The organism is Coprococcus sp. AF102-57, assembly GCF_027686195.1.
In the GTDB taxonomy this organism is placed as follows: Bacteria; Bacillota; Clostridia; order Lachnospirales; family Lachnospiraceae; genus Allocoprococcus; species Allocoprococcus comes.
Genome location: NZ_JAQCSY010000009.1, coordinates 116,809 through 134,240 on the forward strand (window position 1 = coordinate 116,809; position 17,432 = coordinate 134,240).

General features: G+C 38.8%; 16 protein-coding genes. All 16 read right to left on the bottom strand.

Going from position 1 to position 17,432, the window contains the following annotated elements; genetic code table 11:
- Positions 1 to 9: 9 nt before the first annotated feature.
- On the bottom strand, positions 10 to 1,503 hold the full coding sequence (locus tag PGZ10_RS07975) for a sugar ABC transporter ATP-binding protein (RefSeq protein ID WP_270541071.1): 1,494 nt from the start codon (positions 1,501 to 1,503) through the stop codon (positions 10 to 12).
- A 34-nt stretch (positions 1,504 to 1,537) separates the two neighbouring features.
- On the bottom strand, positions 1,538 to 3,064 hold the full coding sequence (gene arfA, locus PGZ10_RS07980; protein WP_270541073.1) for an arabinosylfuranosidase ArfA: 1,527 nt from the start codon (positions 3,062 to 3,064) through the stop codon (positions 1,538 to 1,540).
- Between the two features lie 285 nt (positions 3,065 to 3,349).
- Positions 3,350 to 3,709 (bottom strand): DUF1667 domain-containing protein, encoded by a 360-nt coding sequence (locus tag PGZ10_RS07985; RefSeq protein ID WP_055260332.1) that lies wholly within the window; start codon positions 3,707 to 3,709, stop codon positions 3,350 to 3,352.
- A gap of 3 nt (positions 3,710 to 3,712) precedes the next feature.
- Positions 3,713 to 4,981 (bottom strand): NAD(P)/FAD-dependent oxidoreductase, encoded by a 1,269-nt coding sequence (locus tag PGZ10_RS07990; RefSeq protein ID WP_270541074.1) that lies wholly within the window; start codon positions 4,979 to 4,981, stop codon positions 3,713 to 3,715.
- Positions 4,982 to 4,998: 17 nt separating this feature from the next.
- Entirely contained in the window at positions 4,999 to 6,435 is a 1,437-nt protein-coding gene (locus PGZ10_RS07995) for an NAD(P)/FAD-dependent oxidoreductase (protein WP_270541075.1), read from the bottom strand.
- A 144-nt stretch (positions 6,436 to 6,579) separates the two neighbouring features.
- Positions 6,580 to 7,293 (bottom strand): MIP/aquaporin family protein, encoded by a 714-nt coding sequence (locus PGZ10_RS08000; protein ID WP_022220047.1) that lies wholly within the window; start codon positions 7,291 to 7,293, stop codon positions 6,580 to 6,582.
- A gap of 60 nt (positions 7,294 to 7,353) precedes the next feature.
- Entirely contained in the window at positions 7,354 to 8,850 is a 1,497-nt protein-coding gene (gene glpK, locus PGZ10_RS08005; protein WP_008373317.1) for a glycerol kinase GlpK, read from the bottom strand.
- Positions 8,851 to 8,989: 139 nt separating this feature from the next.
- Entirely contained in the window at positions 8,990 to 9,559 is a 570-nt protein-coding gene (locus PGZ10_RS08010) for a glycerol-3-phosphate responsive antiterminator (protein ID WP_117557314.1), read from the bottom strand.
- 301 nt (positions 9,560 to 9,860) lie between these two features.
- Positions 9,861 to 10,190, bottom strand: a complete 330-nt coding sequence (gene cutA, locus PGZ10_RS08015) for a divalent cation tolerance protein CutA (RefSeq protein ID WP_270205417.1) — start codon at positions 10,188 to 10,190, stop codon at positions 9,861 to 9,863.
- A gap of 183 nt (positions 10,191 to 10,373) precedes the next feature.
- Complete coding sequence (locus PGZ10_RS08020) at positions 10,374 to 11,171, bottom strand: energy-coupling factor ABC transporter ATP-binding protein (protein WP_270205418.1); 798 nt, start codon at positions 11,169 to 11,171, stop codon at positions 10,374 to 10,376.
- A gap of 4 nt (positions 11,172 to 11,175) precedes the next feature.
- On the bottom strand, positions 11,176 to 12,027 hold the full coding sequence (locus tag PGZ10_RS08025) for an energy-coupling factor ABC transporter ATP-binding protein (protein WP_055260337.1): 852 nt from the start codon (positions 12,025 to 12,027) through the stop codon (positions 11,176 to 11,178).
- Positions 12,015 to 12,770, bottom strand: coding sequence for an energy-coupling factor transporter transmembrane component T (locus PGZ10_RS08030; RefSeq protein ID WP_055260338.1), 756 nt, complete (start codon positions 12,768 to 12,770; stop codon positions 12,015 to 12,017). Before PGZ10_RS08030 ends, PGZ10_RS08025 begins: the two co-directional genes overlap by 13 nt.
- 24 nt (positions 12,771 to 12,794) lie before the next feature.
- A complete protein-coding gene (locus PGZ10_RS08035; protein WP_055260339.1) occupies positions 12,795 to 13,391 on the bottom strand; it encodes an ECF transporter S component in 597 nt (198 codons plus the stop codon).
- Between the two features lie 11 nt (positions 13,392 to 13,402).
- Positions 13,403 to 14,368, bottom strand: a complete 966-nt coding sequence (locus PGZ10_RS08040; protein WP_117824694.1) for a nucleoside hydrolase — start codon at positions 14,366 to 14,368, stop codon at positions 13,403 to 13,405.
- A 1-nt stretch (position 14,369) separates the two neighbouring features.
- Positions 14,370 to 15,293: a ribokinase gene (gene rbsK, locus PGZ10_RS08045; protein WP_117834571.1), complete on the bottom strand. Its 924-nt coding sequence runs from the start codon at positions 15,291 to 15,293 to the stop codon at positions 14,370 to 14,372.
- Positions 15,293 to 17,200 carry a PfkB family carbohydrate kinase gene (locus PGZ10_RS08050; RefSeq protein WP_270541076.1) on the bottom strand — a complete coding sequence of 636 codons (1,908 nt, stop codon included), beginning with the start codon at positions 17,198 to 17,200 and terminating at the stop codon, positions 15,293 to 15,295. Before PGZ10_RS08050 ends, rbsK begins: the two co-directional genes overlap by 1 nt.
- Between the last annotated feature and the right edge of the window lie 232 nt (positions 17,201 to 17,432).

A 17,432-nucleotide genomic window follows, 5' to 3' on the forward strand; every position in this document is an offset into this window, starting at 1 on the left:
TTATCCCTCCTAAACCATCTTCTTGATTAATACAGATTCATTTAACTCTTCTGACCTGGTAAATGAATCTTGTATCTGACCATCTTTCATAATCAGAATACGATCACTCATTCCAATCAGTTCCGGAAGTTCTTCTGAAATCATCAAAATAGATTTTCCTTCTTTTTTCAGGCGGTACATCAGCTGATACATAAATGCCTTTACACCAATATCAATTCCTCGTGTCGGGCAGTCCAAGATATAAATTTCTGACTCATTACCAAGCCATTTTCCAAATACAACTTTCTGTTTATTACCACCACTTAAATCACCTACGTTTTGTCCAATCTCTCTGCATTTAATGCTCATATCTTTTACCTGTTTATCGGTAAATTTCTTTTCAGCACCTTTGGTAATTACACCACCTTTTGCGATCATTGACAAGGATGGTAAAACGGTATTTTCCATGATACTTGCTGATAAGATCAGTGCTTCCTGGTCTCGGTTCTTGGATACATATCCAATCTTGTTCTTGATTGCCTGTTTTTCTGATGTAATCTTTTTTCCATTTCCAAGTTTTACTTCACCATACAATGGTTTAACATTTCCAAACAACGCTTTTCCAAGTTCATGCATTCCGCAATCTGTTAACCCACCTATTCCAAGGATTTCTCCTTTATGAAGTTCCAGTGAGACACCTTTGAGGCTATCTCCTACATACAGTTTTTCTGCCGAAAGCACAACCTCTTTCCCATAGCTTCCATCGTAATCACTTCGATAATAATCTCCGGTAAGTTTACGTCCTACCATCAACTCTTTTATCTTTTCCTCTTCAAACTCAGATTTTTCAAGTTCAGCAACAAACACACCGTCTCGCAAAACAATCAGCTTACTGCAAACCTCCATCAGTTCTTCCAGGTCATGGGAAATAAACAGTACTGTCTTATTTTCCTTCTTCATGTTCTTAATAACCTGGTAAATGATATCCCTTCCTCGTTGAGACAAAGCAGTTGTTGTTTCGTCAACGATGAAAATCCTTGGATTCGTATACAGTGCTCTTACAACTTCAATCAGTTTTCTTTCTTCCAGACTGTATTTTATGATCGGATCTTCCGGATGAATATTGTTAATCCCGATTTTTTCAAGTGCCTTTCTTGCTTCCTGATACATCTTTTTTCTGTCAACAACACCATGTTTTGTAAACAACTGCTCTTTTCCGATAAAAAGATTATCTGCCACTTTAATTCCCGGAAGTGTTCCCATTTCCTGGGCAATCATACTGATTCCATGATTCTGTGCATCCAGTGTGTCTGCTGGTTTATATGGTTTTCCGTCCAGAGTAAGCTCTCCTTCAGATTGCGGATAAACTCCGGAAATAATAGAGGAAAGAGTTGACTTTCCGGAACCATTTTCTCCGATCAGACCAATAACTTCTCCTTCATCAATGGTTACAGAAACGTCTTTCAATGCCTGAGTAAGTCCAAAGTTTTTTGAAATATGTTTTGCTTCCAAAATCACGCTCATTTCGTTGCCACCTCCCTCTTTCCTTCTTCTTTTATTATCCTAAAACAATTACATTCCATGACATTTTTGGTAATACTACAGAATTTGTAGCTGTTACCTCTTTCTCTTCCATTTCAACTGCATCCGGATGTTCAATTGTGTTCATTACAGAATAGTCATTTCCGGCAAGTACCAGATGTTTCTTTACTTTCTTATCTCCATATCCCTGTAAATCAACTTCAAATTCAACGTCCTCTTCCTGATCGCAGTTCAGAACGAAGATTCTTACTTCATCATTTTCCTCATTATAGATAACTGCTGGTTCAACAACATTTAATTCACCGAAATCGCACTGATATTTCGGTGCATCCACAATGGCTTTCTTAACAGTTCCATGTCCATATTTGCTGAGCATATGGAATGGATGATAAATCGCCTGTTTGAAAATTCCACCTCCCGGAATTGTTGTGATTGGAGCAATCACATTGATAAGCTGTGCCAGGCATGCAATTTCAACTGTATCTGCATTGTTCAGCAATGAAATTCCAAGTCCTCCAACAACAACTGCGTCCAGCAGACTGTATTTTTCCTGCAGAATCGGTGGTGCGATTTCCCATTTTCCAGCTGATGTCATCTCGAACGTTGTAAGTCCCATTAAATCATCCAGAGAATCCAGTTTGATGTCCTGGAAGTTCCACACATTCCATTCATCCAGACAAATCTTTAAATCTTTATCAAAATGATTTTTAGCCTTTACATACTCAATAACTTTTGCGCTGTTTTTGATATGAGAATCCAGCTGTTTATAGGAAGCAAGATAATTTGTTGTACCCTGTCCAGAGTTCATTGTATAGTTATGAGTTGATAAATAATCAACCTGATCATAAAGATCTGTCAGCATTGTTCTGTCCCATTCCATATAGGTTGGTAACATTTCATAACTGCTTCCGCAGGCAACCAGTTTAATAGAAGGATCAACCCATCTCATGATCTTTGCTGCTTCAAGTGCTTTCTTTGTATAATCTTCTGCTGACAAATGTCCTGCCTGCCAGCTTCCTTCCATCTCATTTCCAAGGCACCAATATTTGATATTATATGGTTCTGGATGTCCGTTCTGGGCTCTCAAATCACTCCAATAGGTTCCACCCGGATGATTGCAATATTCAACCAGATCGCCGGCATCTTTAATACTTCCTGTTCCAAGGTTGACTGCGATCATCGGCTCAATACCAACTTTTTCTGCCCACTGGCAAAATTCATCAATACCGAACTGGTTTGTTTCAATACTTGACCATGCATAATCCATACGTTTTGGTCTTTTTTCTTTTGGTCCAATTCCATCATGCCAGTCATAGCATGATACAAAGTTTCCACCTGGATAACGAATTACCGGAACGCCTAATTCTTTTACTAATTCCATGACATCTTTACGATATCCGTTTTCATCTGCATTTGGATGCCCCGGCTCGTAGATTCCTGTATAAATGCTTCGTCCCAGATGTTCTGTAAAAGACGAGTACATTTTGTCATCAATTTTTCCAATGTCGTAATGAATGTCACTAAAGCATTTTGCTTTTTTCATTTCTCGTTCCTCCCTTAAACTTTCATATTCTCCTGTCGTTCATTTCAAACGATTCTTTGTTATGTGAATATTTTAGAATGGCGCCTGTTTTTTCACTATATTCATTTTTTATGTGAATGTATAAAATTTTTTGGTTTTATAAATTTCTTCCAAAAAATGTGTAATTTTTTTAAGTTTGTTAAGTATTCTGCATAATTTCAAACAAAAGTCACAGTCTTTTACATTAAAAAAGTCCCATATGGCAACCCTTTCCGTCACCATACAGGACTTCTCCTTCTTTTCCTTTTATTCAACATTCTTCGTCGCAACAATATCCACACCCGTGTCAGCCACATTTTCAAGGATCACATCCCCAATATGAACCGGAGCCGGGACTTCAATTCCTTTGAGCGCCTTCACACATTCAAAGATCTTGCCCTTTGGGATATCTTCTTTCGTCTTCACCGATACCATATCGATGCTTCCGCCGGACACCCGCACGGTCGAAGTTACGATTCTCGTTGGATTCGTCACTTCTTTTCTTGCATATACATCACCGCGTTTACAGGTATTTCCCGTGACGCTCACTACTTCTTCCCCATTCATTACAACTGTAAGAGGGCAGCCCATCGGACAGCCGATACATGTCAATTTTCTCTCTTCCATCGTCTACGCCTCCTCAATCTTTACTGTGATGGTCTGCAGAGCCGGATATTTCAGAAGCTGCTCTTTTGTCAGCTTAATCTCTTCCATCTCACCTGGTGCAACAACCGGACGTTTTCTGTGGATCACTCTCTCATCATCAAAATATGCGCTGATATAACAATTCTTATAGACACCGCCCACACGGAAACGCACGGTCAGATTTTCATCCATCCGGTCTACGTTAATCGTTCCCGGAACTGTATAACGGACACCTTCGACTGGATTCATTTTAATCTCTTTTCCGCCCTGTCTGCATTCTTCTCCCTGTTTGACGTATTCCGCAGCATTTCTTCCTGCAGTTCCGGCTTCTTCCGATACAAAGTCAACCAGGTCATGCACATGCAGGACATTTCCACAGGCAAATACGCCTTCGATGTTTGTTTCCAGGCTCTCATTTACCTTCGGTCCTGATGTGACAGGGTTCATATCCACGCCCATACCTCTTGAAATTTCATTTTCCGGAATCAAGCCTACGGAAAGGAGGAGGGTATCACAACTGTATTCTTCTTCGGTTCCAGGAATCGGTTTTCCGTGACCGTCCACCTGTGCCAGTGTAATGCCTTCCAGACGCTCTTTTCCTTTGATATCAACAACCGTATGGCTCAGCTTCAGCGGAATGTCATAATCATCCAGACACTGTACGATATTTCTCTTCAGTCCTCCGGAATACGGCATCAACTCTGCAACAACCTTAACCTTTGCACCTTCAAATGTCATTCGTCTCGCCATGATCAATCCGATGTCGCCGGAACCAAGGATCACAACTTCCCGCCCCGGCATATAGCCTTCGATATTGACCAGTCTCTGTGCCGTACCTGCTGAGAAAATACCCGCCGGACGATAGCCCGGAATATTAAGTGCACCTCTGGAACGCTCACGGCACCCCATTGCCAGAACAACTGCCTTCGCCTGAATCTCGAAAAGACCTTCCTCCCGGTTCATTGCGGTGACAACCTTCTGTGGGCTGATATCCATAACCATTGTATTCAGCTTGTATTCAATATTCAGTTCTTTCACCTGATCAATAAAACGTCCTGCATATTCCGGTCCGGTCAGTTCTTCCTTAAATGTATGGAGTCCGAATCCGTTGTGGATGCACTGATTCAGGATTCCGCCAAGTTCTTTGTCTCTTTCCAGGATCAGGACACTGTCCACTCCGCTTTTCTTCGCCGAAATTGCAGCCGCAAGTCCTGCCGGTCCTCCTCCAATGATAACAATATCATAAGCTCTCATGATGCAATGCCTCCCTCTTATAACGAATCCTTATTAGTACCTGTGACAATTTTAGAATCTCCACCGGATTTTGTGATCTCGAACATACTCACATGGCGTTCTCTCGCCAGGATCTCCATCGTTCTCGGTGAACAGAATCCAGCCTGACATCGTCCCATTCCGGCTCTTGTTCTGCGTTTTACCCCGTCCAGAGATTTGGCACCGAGCGGTCTGTTGATCGCATCCATGATCTCACCCTCTGTAACCATTTCACAGCGGCAGATAATATTTCCGTATTCCGGTTTCTCTTTGATCAGTTCCATTCTTTCTTCCTTGCTGAGTGTATTCGGATCCAGAACGCCTTTTCTTGTTGCGATAAAATCTTCTTTTTCTTCCAGATTCATTTTCTCTTTCAGGATCTGTGCCACCATTTCTCCGATTGCCGGTGCACTGGTAAGTCCCGGTGATTCAATGCCTGCACAGTCGATAAATCCTTTTGCATCCTCCACTTCCCCGATCAAGAACTCATGTCCGTCCTCATGTGCACGAAGTCCGGCAAATGAAGTAATCACCTGACGGAGCGGAATATTTTTCACATTCATCTCTGCTCTTTCGATCACCTGATCCAGACCTTCTCTTGTTGTATTGGTTCCTTCTTTATCTTCGATATCGATCGCCGTTGGTCCAAGGATCAGATTACCGTGAACCGTCGGTGCAACCAGAATACCTTTTCCATATTTTCCCGGAAGTGCAAAAATCGTCTTGCTCACATGACTTCCCGCACTCTTATCAAGCAGGCAGTAATCTCCTCTTCTAGGGGTAATATGGATCTTCTTCTCACTTACCATATTATGAAACTTGTCTGCATAGACTCCGGCCGCATTTACCACGTACCTTGTCTGGAAAACCCCGTTATTTGTATGGATCTCCCATCCTTCATCTATTGGTTTAAGATCCGTAACTTCCGTATCAAATTTGAACTCCACACCATTTGCATTTGCATTCTCAGCCATTGCAATGTTCAGATTAAACGGACATACAATTCCGGCTGTCGGTGCATAAAGTGCAGCATACGCCTGATCGGAAATATTCGGTTCCATTTCTTTCAATTCCTCACGGTTAAGAATTCTTAACTCCTTAACACCATTTGCAACGCCTCGGTCATACAGTGCCTGAAGATTCGGCATATCCTCCTCATGCAGACATACAACCAGCGAGCCATTTTTCTTAAATGGGAAATCCAGATCCTTTGAAAGCTGTTCCATCATCTGATTTCCCCTGACATTCAGTTTTGCCATCAGCGATCCTTCTGCCGCATCATAACCGGCATGGACAATTGCACTGTTTGCCTTAGAAGTACCACAGCATACATCCTCTTCTTTTTCGATTACACATGCCTTCACTTTATAACGTGACAGCTCTCTTGCTGTTGCTGCACCGGATACTCCAGCTCCGATAATTATTACATCATACATTCCCAGATCACTCCTTAATAACTGTTTTTTCTTCCTGAACTTCCTGCTTATGAAAAAGAGCCTGCCAAGTAAACGCATTTCCCTATGCGGTTATCCTGTCAGGCTCTCTCATCTCATGCCATTACCATTTTCAATTCTGAATTTTTACCACGGAATTGCTCCATACAGTAATACTGCTGCGATTGCTCCGATGATTGGTCCGATGATCGGTACAACCAGACCGTATCCGAAGTTTGAATCACCTTTTCCCTTAATTGGAAGTACTGCGTGTGCAAGTCTTGGTCCAAGATCTCTTGCCGGGTTGATCGCATAACCGGTCAGTCCGCCAAGTGACATACCTACTGATACGATAATTCCGAATACAAATAATTTGTCAACGCCTGTGGAAAGTCCTGTCACGTTTCCAATTCCCTTGATCGCAAATACAAGGATAAATGTTCCAACTGCCTCACTGAAAATATTCAGTCCTGTGTTTGCGATCGAAGGTCCTGTACAGAATACACCAAGCTTTGTTCCCGGATCTTCTGTTGCGTCAAACTGTCCTTTGAAAAGTAAATAAACGATACATCCGCCTACGAATGCTCCTGCGATCTGGGCGATGATATATCCAGGAACCATCGACCATGCAAAACTTCCGTCCACTGCAAGTGCGATCGTAAGTGCCGGATTAAAGGAAGCTCCTGAAGCCTCTCCGAAAATAAATGCCGGAAGCAGAACTGCAAGACCCCAGGCAAATGTAATCTGAACCGCACCGGCACCTTTCATACCGGATTTGTTAAGGTTCACATTTGCTACTACTCCATCTCCAAGAATAATAAGTATCATTGTTCCAAGAAACTCTGCTATATAAGGTAACATAATAAGTCCCCCTTTTCCCTATTCAATGTCCTGTTTTCATTTCCTTTTTACTGTCAAAATCTAATCTTCTTTTGCCCATCCGTAAGCATATTTGACAGCCTTATTCCAGCCTTTGATCCGTTTTTCTCTTTCTTCATCTGCAATCTTTGGCTCGAATGTCTTATCAATTGCCCAGTTCTTAATAACATCCTCTTTACTTGCCCAGTATCCAACTGCAAGACCTGCAAGATAAGCAGCTCCCATTGCGGTTGTCTCTACACACTGCGGACGGTTAACCGGTGCATTGATGATGTCAGACTGTGTCTGCATCAGAAAATCATTTGCACTTGCTCCACCGTCAACCTTAAGTGCTGCAAGTTCAATTCCAGAGTCAGCTTTCATTGCTTCCAGAACATCATTTACCTGATAAGCAAGGGATTCCAGAGTTGCGCGGATAATGTGATATTTATTAACGCCACGTGTAATTCCTACGATCGTTCCCCTTGCATACTGATCCCAGTGCGGTGCTCCAAGTCCGGTAAATGCAGGTACTACATAGCATCCGTTTGTATCTTTTACTTTCTTAGCCATGTATTCTGAATCCGGTGCGGAATCAATAATACGAAGTTCATCTCTCAGCCACTGAATTGCAGCTCCTGCCACGAAAATTGAACCTTCCAGTGCGTAATTTACTTTTCCATCCAGTCCCCATGCGATGGTTGTTACCAGTCCGTTCTTTGAGAAGATCGGTTTCTCACCGGTATTCATCAGCATGAAACATCCGGTTCCATATGTATTCTTTGCTTCGCCTGCATTGAAGCATGTCTGTCCAAACAGTGCGGACTGCTGGTCTCCTGCTGCTCCTGCGATTGGAATCGGTCCACCAAGGTAAGAAGGATCTGCTTCTCCATATACACAGCTTGACGGTTTTGGTTCTGGAAGCATGCATTTCGGAATGTTCAGCTCTGCAAGAATCTCATCATCCCATTCAAGGGTATTGATATTGAACAGCATCGTGCGGGAAGCGTTTGAATAATCCGTTACATGAACTGCACCTTTTGTCAGTTTCCAGATCAGCCATGTCTCAACTGTACCGAATAATAATTCTCCCTTTTCTGCTCTCTCTCTTGCTCCCGGCACATTGTCAAGAAGCCATTTTACCTTTGTTCCTGAGAAATACGCGTCGATAACAAGTCCTGTTTTTTCTCTGAATTTATCGGTAAGTCCTTTTTCCTTCAGACTGTCACAATACTCAGAAGTTCTGCGGCACTGCCATACGATTGCATGATGGATCGGCTCTCCTGTCTCTTTGTCCCAGACGATGGTTGTCTCTCTCTGGTTCGTAATACCAATTGCTGCAATGTCCTCTGCTTCTGCCCCAATCATGTTCATTGCTTCAACGGCTACACCAAGCATACTTGCCCAGATCTCATCTGCATCATGTTCAACCCAGCCCGGTTTCGGGAAATACTGTGTGAATTCCCTCTGTGCAACGCTGCACATTTCTCCTTTTTCATTGAACAGGATACATCTGTTACTTGTTGTTCCCGCATCCAGTGCCATTACATACTTAGCCATACTCTTTTTTCCTCCTTTAAAATAAAAATCGTTGCTTTGCATGTTTTATAGTAAAGCGGATATTCTATGCCGCTTCGCTACTTACTCATCCTCAAATACCTGTACTTTGTTTAAATACATTACTCCTGTTACTTTTGTTTTACATTTTCCAGACTTCGTGATTCGTAGATGAAACTGCGATCGCTCCAGCTGAAAGTGCCGCCATCACAGATTCTTTGTCCGAGATCAGACCGCCTGCAATGATCGGCGTCTTTGACATTTTACAGACTTTTCCGATCACCTTCGGCATCACCCCCGGAAGTACTTCGATATAATCAGGCTTCACGGCGTGCTGTTGCTGCCTGATATTCTCATATGCCATCGAATCCAGAAGGAAATATCTTAGGACTGTGAACATCTTAAGTTCCTTCCCCCTTTTAATCAATGCAGCTTTTGTGGAAATTATTCCATCTGCTTCTGTATTTTTCCGGATAAAATCTACGACAATTTCCTTACTGCTAAGACCGCTTATCAGATCTACATGAACCATCGCAACCTTCCCGGAATCTTTTATCTGTTGGACGATCTCACGGATCGAACAGACATCTCCAAATAAAATAAACACAACCCGGATATCTTCCAAAGAACAGCAGATTTTTAAATCATCCATGTTCTTTACTGCTGCAATGATCGGATTTTCTTCTACTGCTTCATAAAAAAATCTGCTCATCATATCACCCTTTTGCCGCTTTTAGAGTACAAAAAAAGAGCGTTGCCTACCACCAGCCTTCCGGCTGTCTCTCTTACATTCGCTCTCCTGTCACGGCATCTCTTTTCAATTCAATTACTTCCTCAACTGGCTTTACTATATCATATTGCATAAATTTTTTCAATTATTTTTTCAAAAAATATACTTTTTGTATAATTTCTACAATTTTTCATATCATAAACAGGGCTGTTATTTAATTTAAATTGTTTTTCTTTATGCAACTTTTTCGTTACCTTATTGACAATATTGTTAAAACAAAAACTTAGAATGAAGTCCGCAAAATCGGAATCGCATTGATCACCGGTTCTTCATACGGATGAACCTTTTTGACTGCTTCAATTGTCTTGTCAACTTCTTCGGTAAACACTGTTACCTCCACTTTCACTTCAGGCTCTTTACTGATCTCACCGGTGTTTCCGATATACGGATTACATCCTTCCAGCGGACGCCAATACCCGGTTACCTCGCTCGATGACATACAAGAATCGTAGTTACCGATATGTCCTGCATCTACTTCCTGCAAAGCTCTTTGTAATGTCGGCAGGTGCGTTTCCGGAATGAAAATTTCCAGTTTGCAGTATTTGAAATCCATGTTTTGATTGCTCCTTTCTATTACAATACAGTTCTATAATATACTACAATTCTTTTTCATGCAAATTCTATAAAAATCTTTCAACCCATCAATTAGCTTTTACACATTAGATTATCTAAAAAGGGCTAGTCATTTCGGCTAACCCTTACTAATTCTCATGAACTTTTAATACCCTATATTCTTTTAAACAAAATGTTTTAAAAATTCCTCAATTGTAACTGCGGTCTCATCTAATTTTAATTTATCACACAGATTTCCCATATAAGTCTTTTTTAGCATGCTGTCTTTTAATAATTCATCATCTGAAAAGATTTCTTTTGCATTTCCTACTCTTAGCAGGTTTTTACGTGACATTACAAATATTTTTTTAAAATTATTTACTGCGAACTCCATATCATGTGTTATAGTAACCACTGTTTTATTCTCTTTTTTCAGCTCTGTAAGAATATTTTCCAATCTCTTAATTCCAATTAAATCTTGTCCGGCAGTTGGTTCATCTAAAATCAATATTTTATCATCCATTGCCAATACAGATGCAATAGAAACAAATTTACGAATTGAAAGTGGAAGATTATACGGATTTTCCTGCATTTGTTCTGATAATCCACATAACTTAGCTGCCCATTCCGTTTTCTTCACAATTTCTTCTTCTGATAATCCTTGTTTTTTAGGTCCAAATCTAATTTCATCTTCGACATTATTATGAAAAATCTGATCATCCGGATTTTGGAATACATATCCTGCGATTTTTGACAGTTGTGCTGTTGTATAATCTTTTGTATCCATTCCATCAATCAAAACCGTTCCATGCGTTGGCTTTAATAATCCATTTATCATTTTTACAGTTGTTGTCTTTCCAGCACCGTTCTGACCTATAATAGCGATTGCTTCTCCTTCATTAATTTCAAAACTAACGTTTTCAACAGCGGAAAAACCATTCGGATACTGAAAACTCACATCTTTGAATTCAATAATCCCCATGTTGCTACTCCTTCTTTCCTATTTTTTGAAGCTGATCAGCCATTTCGTCTGAAGTAATAATGTTATCTTTCATTCTTACTCCATGGTTTTTCAATTCATTTGCGAGATAAACTGTTAACGGCAACATAACTCCAAATTTTTCCAATTCAATCTCGGATAAAACGTCATGTTTATCACCATGACGAATTACTTTCCCCTGATGCAGAACCACTACTTCATCACAATATTCAGCCACTAATTCCATTTTATGTTCGACCAGAATGATTGTCTTCCCCATTTTTTTCATTGTTTTGATGATTTCAAAAACACGCTCTGTTTCCTGTGGATCAAGCTGAGATGTCGGTTCATCTATTACTAAAATATCCGGTTCCAAAACCAATACGGATGCCAGTGCAACTCTCTGCTGCTGTCCACCAGATAATTCAAATGGATTTTTTTCCTGCAAGTACGTTGTATTGGTAATTTCCATGATTTTTTCTACACGCGTCTTTATCTCCTCTACAGGCACTCCAAAATTTTCTAATCCATATGCAATTTCTCCATAGACAGTATCCCTGGCTCCTGTAATCTGGTTAAACGGATTTTGAAATACATATCCTATCTTAGATGCTATTTCTCCCATCTCATATTCTTCGAGATTCTTTCCGTCAATAATAACCTTTCCTTTCATTTCTCCTTGGAAAAAATTAGGAATAAAACCTCTTATAATATTACACAATGTTGTTTTTCCACTACCATTTGCACCTAATATCGCATAAAATTTCCCTCTTTCAAAAGATAAATTTACATCAGCAATACTCGGGGTTTTAGTCAAAGGATATGTATATGTAACATTCTGTATATCTATATAAGCCATAAAGCAACCCTCCCTGCAATACCTAAAACTCCTAATAAAGTAATTATTACAACTGCTTTTTTATCTGCTTCTGTTTTTTCTATATCATATAAATGTGTTGGCTTTATCCCAGATGAAAATCCTCTTGCCTCTAATGTCAATGCTCTTTCTTCTGTTCCGGCTATCGAGCTTAATACAAGTGGAATAATCGTCGGCACAAAAACCTTTGCTCTTACTAAAAGATTTCCTTCCGTTTCTACTCCTCTTGCTTTTTGTGCATTCATAATTGTCTGTGATTTTTTCTTTAAAACAGGAACCATTTGAAGTGTTGATAGAACCACATAAGAAGCTTTTGCGCTCATTCCGCTCTTTTCCAAAGCTAATACAAAATCCTTTTCCTGTGTAACCGAAAAAAACCAGATCAAGCTACCGCCTACTCCCATTAATGTAATTCCAAGTTTTAAAGCAAATAGAATTCCTTCTAACTTTGCATTAAATATCCAAAAAGAAAATATTACTTCCCCTCTTGGGTAAAAAAATGTCTGTATAAACAACAATATCACAAATAGAACACCGACTGAATTTCTTACTTTACGGATGAAGCTCTTCCAGACATCACTTAGTGCAGCTATGATATTAATAATTACAAACACAACCAACTTACTTAAAATCCCCGGCATAATGATATCTAAAACAACCAGAACTATTGCTAAATAAAATTTTGTTAACGGGTAGAGCCCGACAATTTTATTCTCTTGCTTCATTATTCATTCTCCTTAAAATATGTACTAGTTACTCTTTGTTTTAATGAATTTTTCTCCATATTTGTATTTAACGAGAGATCTTTCCGGTATTGCTTTAATGATAAAATATGCAATAAAGACTGAAATTAATTTACCGACACTTTCTGTTACAATATAAACTGATAAAACTGACTCTAAAATCTGTTTTCCGGTTGCCATTAATCCTGCTGCTAACATGGAAGCACCACCACCAGTTGCTCCTCCAAAGAAAAATACAGTGATCGGTGTTGCTGTAATAGTTCCTACTAATGCAATGATAATTCCTGAAATAACTAATTTCCAAACCTTTGTCATCATATTATATTTTGATAACAATCCTGATGAAATTCCAATAAAGAATGCACAGAAAGCATATGGAATCCATGTTGGATCAAAAATACCGTTAATTAAGTTTGTTAATACACCCGTAACAGCTGCCGGAAGTGGCCCAGCCAATGCACCGACTAAAATAACACCTATCATATCCAAATCTACCGGTATTTTTAATATCGAGGTCATCTGCCCTCCGACAATATTAATTGCAATCGCTACCGGAATTAATAAAATTACCATCATTGAAAATGTTTCATTCTTTTTCTTCATTTTTATTCCTCCTATTTTCCCTCAACTAAATCTGTAATATCTTCGTTAAATATTTCCTTATAAAATAACTTATAAAACTTAACTACATCAACATCATATGCATATTTTGCATTGCATTTGTTTTCGTTCCAGTGTCCACCAATATCTACAATTGACTGACCTCTGGCAATTCCTTCTGTCACCACATCAATATATGCCGGTTTTAGCTTTACAATAGAATTGTCCAAGAAATATGCCACCGTTAATACATCATGCATCGGTGAAACTGCTTTTCTTCTTGATCTCCAGTTTTCATCCATTCCTTCTTGCGTAATATTATATACAAATGTTGACAATTTAGTATTTAACATTCTTAATATTTCTCGCATACTGCCATCTAAAGCAATTTTATTTGTAACATCAAGTCCAATCATTGTCACATCCTGAATACCAGACATCAGGACTTCATGTGCTGCCATTGGGTCTGCCCAGAAATTATACTCTGCCACAGGACTCATATTTCCTGTATATTTTGCCCCACCCATAATAATTAATCGTTTTAGATTTCCGGCAAAATCAGGCGATTTACGAATTGCATGTGCGATATTGGTACATGGTCCTATGGCAAAAAGTGTAATCTCTTTCGGATGCCCATTTACATATTCCACAAGAAAATCAACTGCATTCTGATCCTCTTCTTTTTTATCCGAAGCGATAGTATGGGCAAAACCGCCTAAACCATCATCTCCAAATGCACTCACTGTTTCCGGCTGCTTCTGGTCTAATGCAACCGCAGATCCCCGATATAACGGAATATCCTCTCTGCCACACAAAGATAGAATATTCAATCCATTCCTTGTCGTTGTATCCAATGCTCCATTTCCGGTAACGCTACATACTGCTTTTAAATCTAATTTTCCTGAGTATAACGCCAGTATAATAGCCAGTGCGTCATCTGAACCCGGATCACAATCAATAATAATTTTTTCCTTTTCCACCTTACATTTTTCCTCCTTTCATTTCATCTACCTCTTCACGAGTCGGAATTGATGTTTGTGCACCTTTTCTTGTTACTGCTATGGAAGAAGCTTTTTGTCCAAATTCAATTGCTTCTTTCCAATTTTTGTTTTGACTTAAAGCCAGTGCAAATGCTGCTGTAAAGCAATCACCTGCTGCCGTTGTATCTATGGCTTTTACCGGATATGCCGGAAAAAATTCTTCTATATCTTTATTGATATACAAACAGCCATCTCCACCCATAGTAACGATTACATTTTTTACTCCTTTCTTTATTAATATCTTTGCTGCTTCAGTTATATCTTTTCTGTTCTTCACTTCCATTCCTGTCAATATCTGTAACTCAGTTTCATTAGGCTTAATATAGTCAATACCTTTCAGTATATTTTCAGGAATATCTTTTATCGCTGGTGCCGGATCTAAAATTACAATTTTTCCATCCTCTTCCACTATTTTTTTCACATATCCAACTATCTCTAATGGAATTTCTAATTGCATAATTATAATATCACTTTGTTTAATCAAATCCAGATTACTGTCAATCAGCTCTTTTGTGACTTTACCATTAGCACCGGCAATAATTATAATTGCATTTTCTCCCTGGTCATCTACTGTAATAAAAGCTTGTCCTGTTGGAATATCATTCATTACTTCTATTCTGGAAATATCTACTCCAACACCTTTTAAGCTTTCAAGAAGTTTTTCACCTTTTTCATCATTACCGACGGCTCCCATCATGGCAATGTTTCCGCCCAATTTACCTGCTGCAAATGCTTGATTGGCACCTTTTCCACCTGGTATCTGGGCAATACTTTTCCCTGCAATAGTTTCACCAGCTTTCGGCATACACGGAGTTTCTATAACAATATCCATGTTTAAACTTCCAACTACCAATATTCGTTTCATTACTCTTTTTTCATCCTCCTTCTATCGTTATACTTTTTATGAATTTCTCCTTCATATATATCTACCGACTTTCTATCTGGCAAAGCCGGCTGTACACCATAACGTGTAACGCTGATTCCTGATGCATAAATTGCAAAATCAATAGATTCTATTAATTTATGACCTTCACTTAAATAAACTGCAAGTGCACTAATAAATGAATCAGCCCCTCCCGTTGTATCTACGGCCTCAAATCCTGTTCCTTCAAAAAAGAGTGAATACTCGTCATTCTTTAAATAACACCCTTCTTCTCCCAATGTAACAATTACGTTTTGTATCCCTTTATTTCTTAATATTTCAGCCTTTTCTTCAATCGTTGTACCTTCTGGAACTAAAGTAAATAATTCTTTTTTATTAGGTACAAAATAATCAATTTTATTTAAAATTTCATCCTTTACCTTTAAAGTTGGTTTAAGTATGATTTTTATTTCATTTTCTTCGCAATATCCGACCGTATATTCTATAATAGATTCCGGTATTTCTGTAGATATCAGGCAATATTTTGCTTTTTCAAATATATATTCATATTTTTTTAGATGTTTAATACTTAAATTTGTATTCGCACCGGCATAAACCGTAATAGCACTTTCTCCTCTTTTATCCACATGGATATAGGCTTTTCCACTTGGCAAAACCGAATCAAATCGTACCCCCTCCATATGAACATGATTTTCAATCAAATTTGTGTATATTCTTTTCCCATCTATATCATTTCCCAAGCAACCGATCATATACACCTGACCACCTAATTTACCAACACCCACAGCTTGATTTGCACCTTTGCCACCAGGGAAAACATACACTTTACTTGCCATCTGATTTTCCCCTTCTCCTGGAATTTTATCAGCTTCTATCGTAACATCTATGTTCATACTTCCCACTACGATAATCTTCTCTCCTTGTTTCTCTCTCAACGGTGGTGCAACACTATTACGATGTATGATTTGAGGCGAACACATTCTAACCGTATCCGTTTTTTGTCCTGTTTTATCCATTTCGAATAAACATTTTGTTCCCTCACTAACCATCTCTTCAATTGGGAAATCTATAGCTGTAATCCCTCCACTAACATACTGTAGTTCTTTTCCTTCGCCTATAGCGATAATTGATAGCTCCTCTGGAATATTTGTTTTTCTTTTTTCTAAAATTCCTGCTACACGACATGCTATTTCAGGAGTACCACAAATAATAGCTGTTTCGCTTTCTCCAATAAACTGTGATATCCCAAACTCTTCTATTTCTTCATAAATATACATCCATGCTGGGTTTATTTGCATATTCTTATTTTGCATTGCCAATTTATAATCTTTTAAAAGTCCAATCTGGCTCTTATTCACAATACAAGCTATTTTCTGATGTCCTTCTTGAACAAAATTTTCTACTGCCAGTTCTACTGCTTCAGATATTTTATAATAAAAAATCGTTTCATTCAGTTCATTTAATCCACTGGTATCATTGTAATTAACGATAACCCCCTTTTCTCTCTTATCCGCTATGTTTACAAAATCTTCTGTTAAAATTCCTGATACCTTTTTCAAAATCATGTCCTGACACAATATTTTTGTATCATTCTCATCTTCCGAATATCCAATAACAAGACCATAATTATTTTCACGTGCTATTCTTTCAGCAACTGCTATGTATCTTTCTTTTTCCTGATTATTTTTTTGCAAAATCAAACCAACAAGTCGATTTTTCATACCGGCTTTATCAAGAAATTTAAAATATGGAACATAATGTTCTCGTTCTATTACCTCCAAAACCTTTTTTCTTGTTTCTTCGCTAATATCCTTATCTTTCCCATTCATTACCTTCGATACCGTCGAAGCTGACACACCTGCCAAATTGGCAATATCTCGTATATTCATTTTTCTCACCTGGTTTTATCTAAAGTCTTTAGTAAACTCGTTTTGTATGTTTCAAGCTTATCATTTTGTGCATTTCTTTGCAATACCTCATGTAAACGAAACTTTTTTCCGACACGTTGCACAATTTACAGTTTTACTAAACAATGTTTTGCACAGTAGGATAGTTCTTCATGATGTTCTTCAAAGAAAACAAAAGCCTTCAAACTGTGATATGCTCCCTTTTAGGTAGACA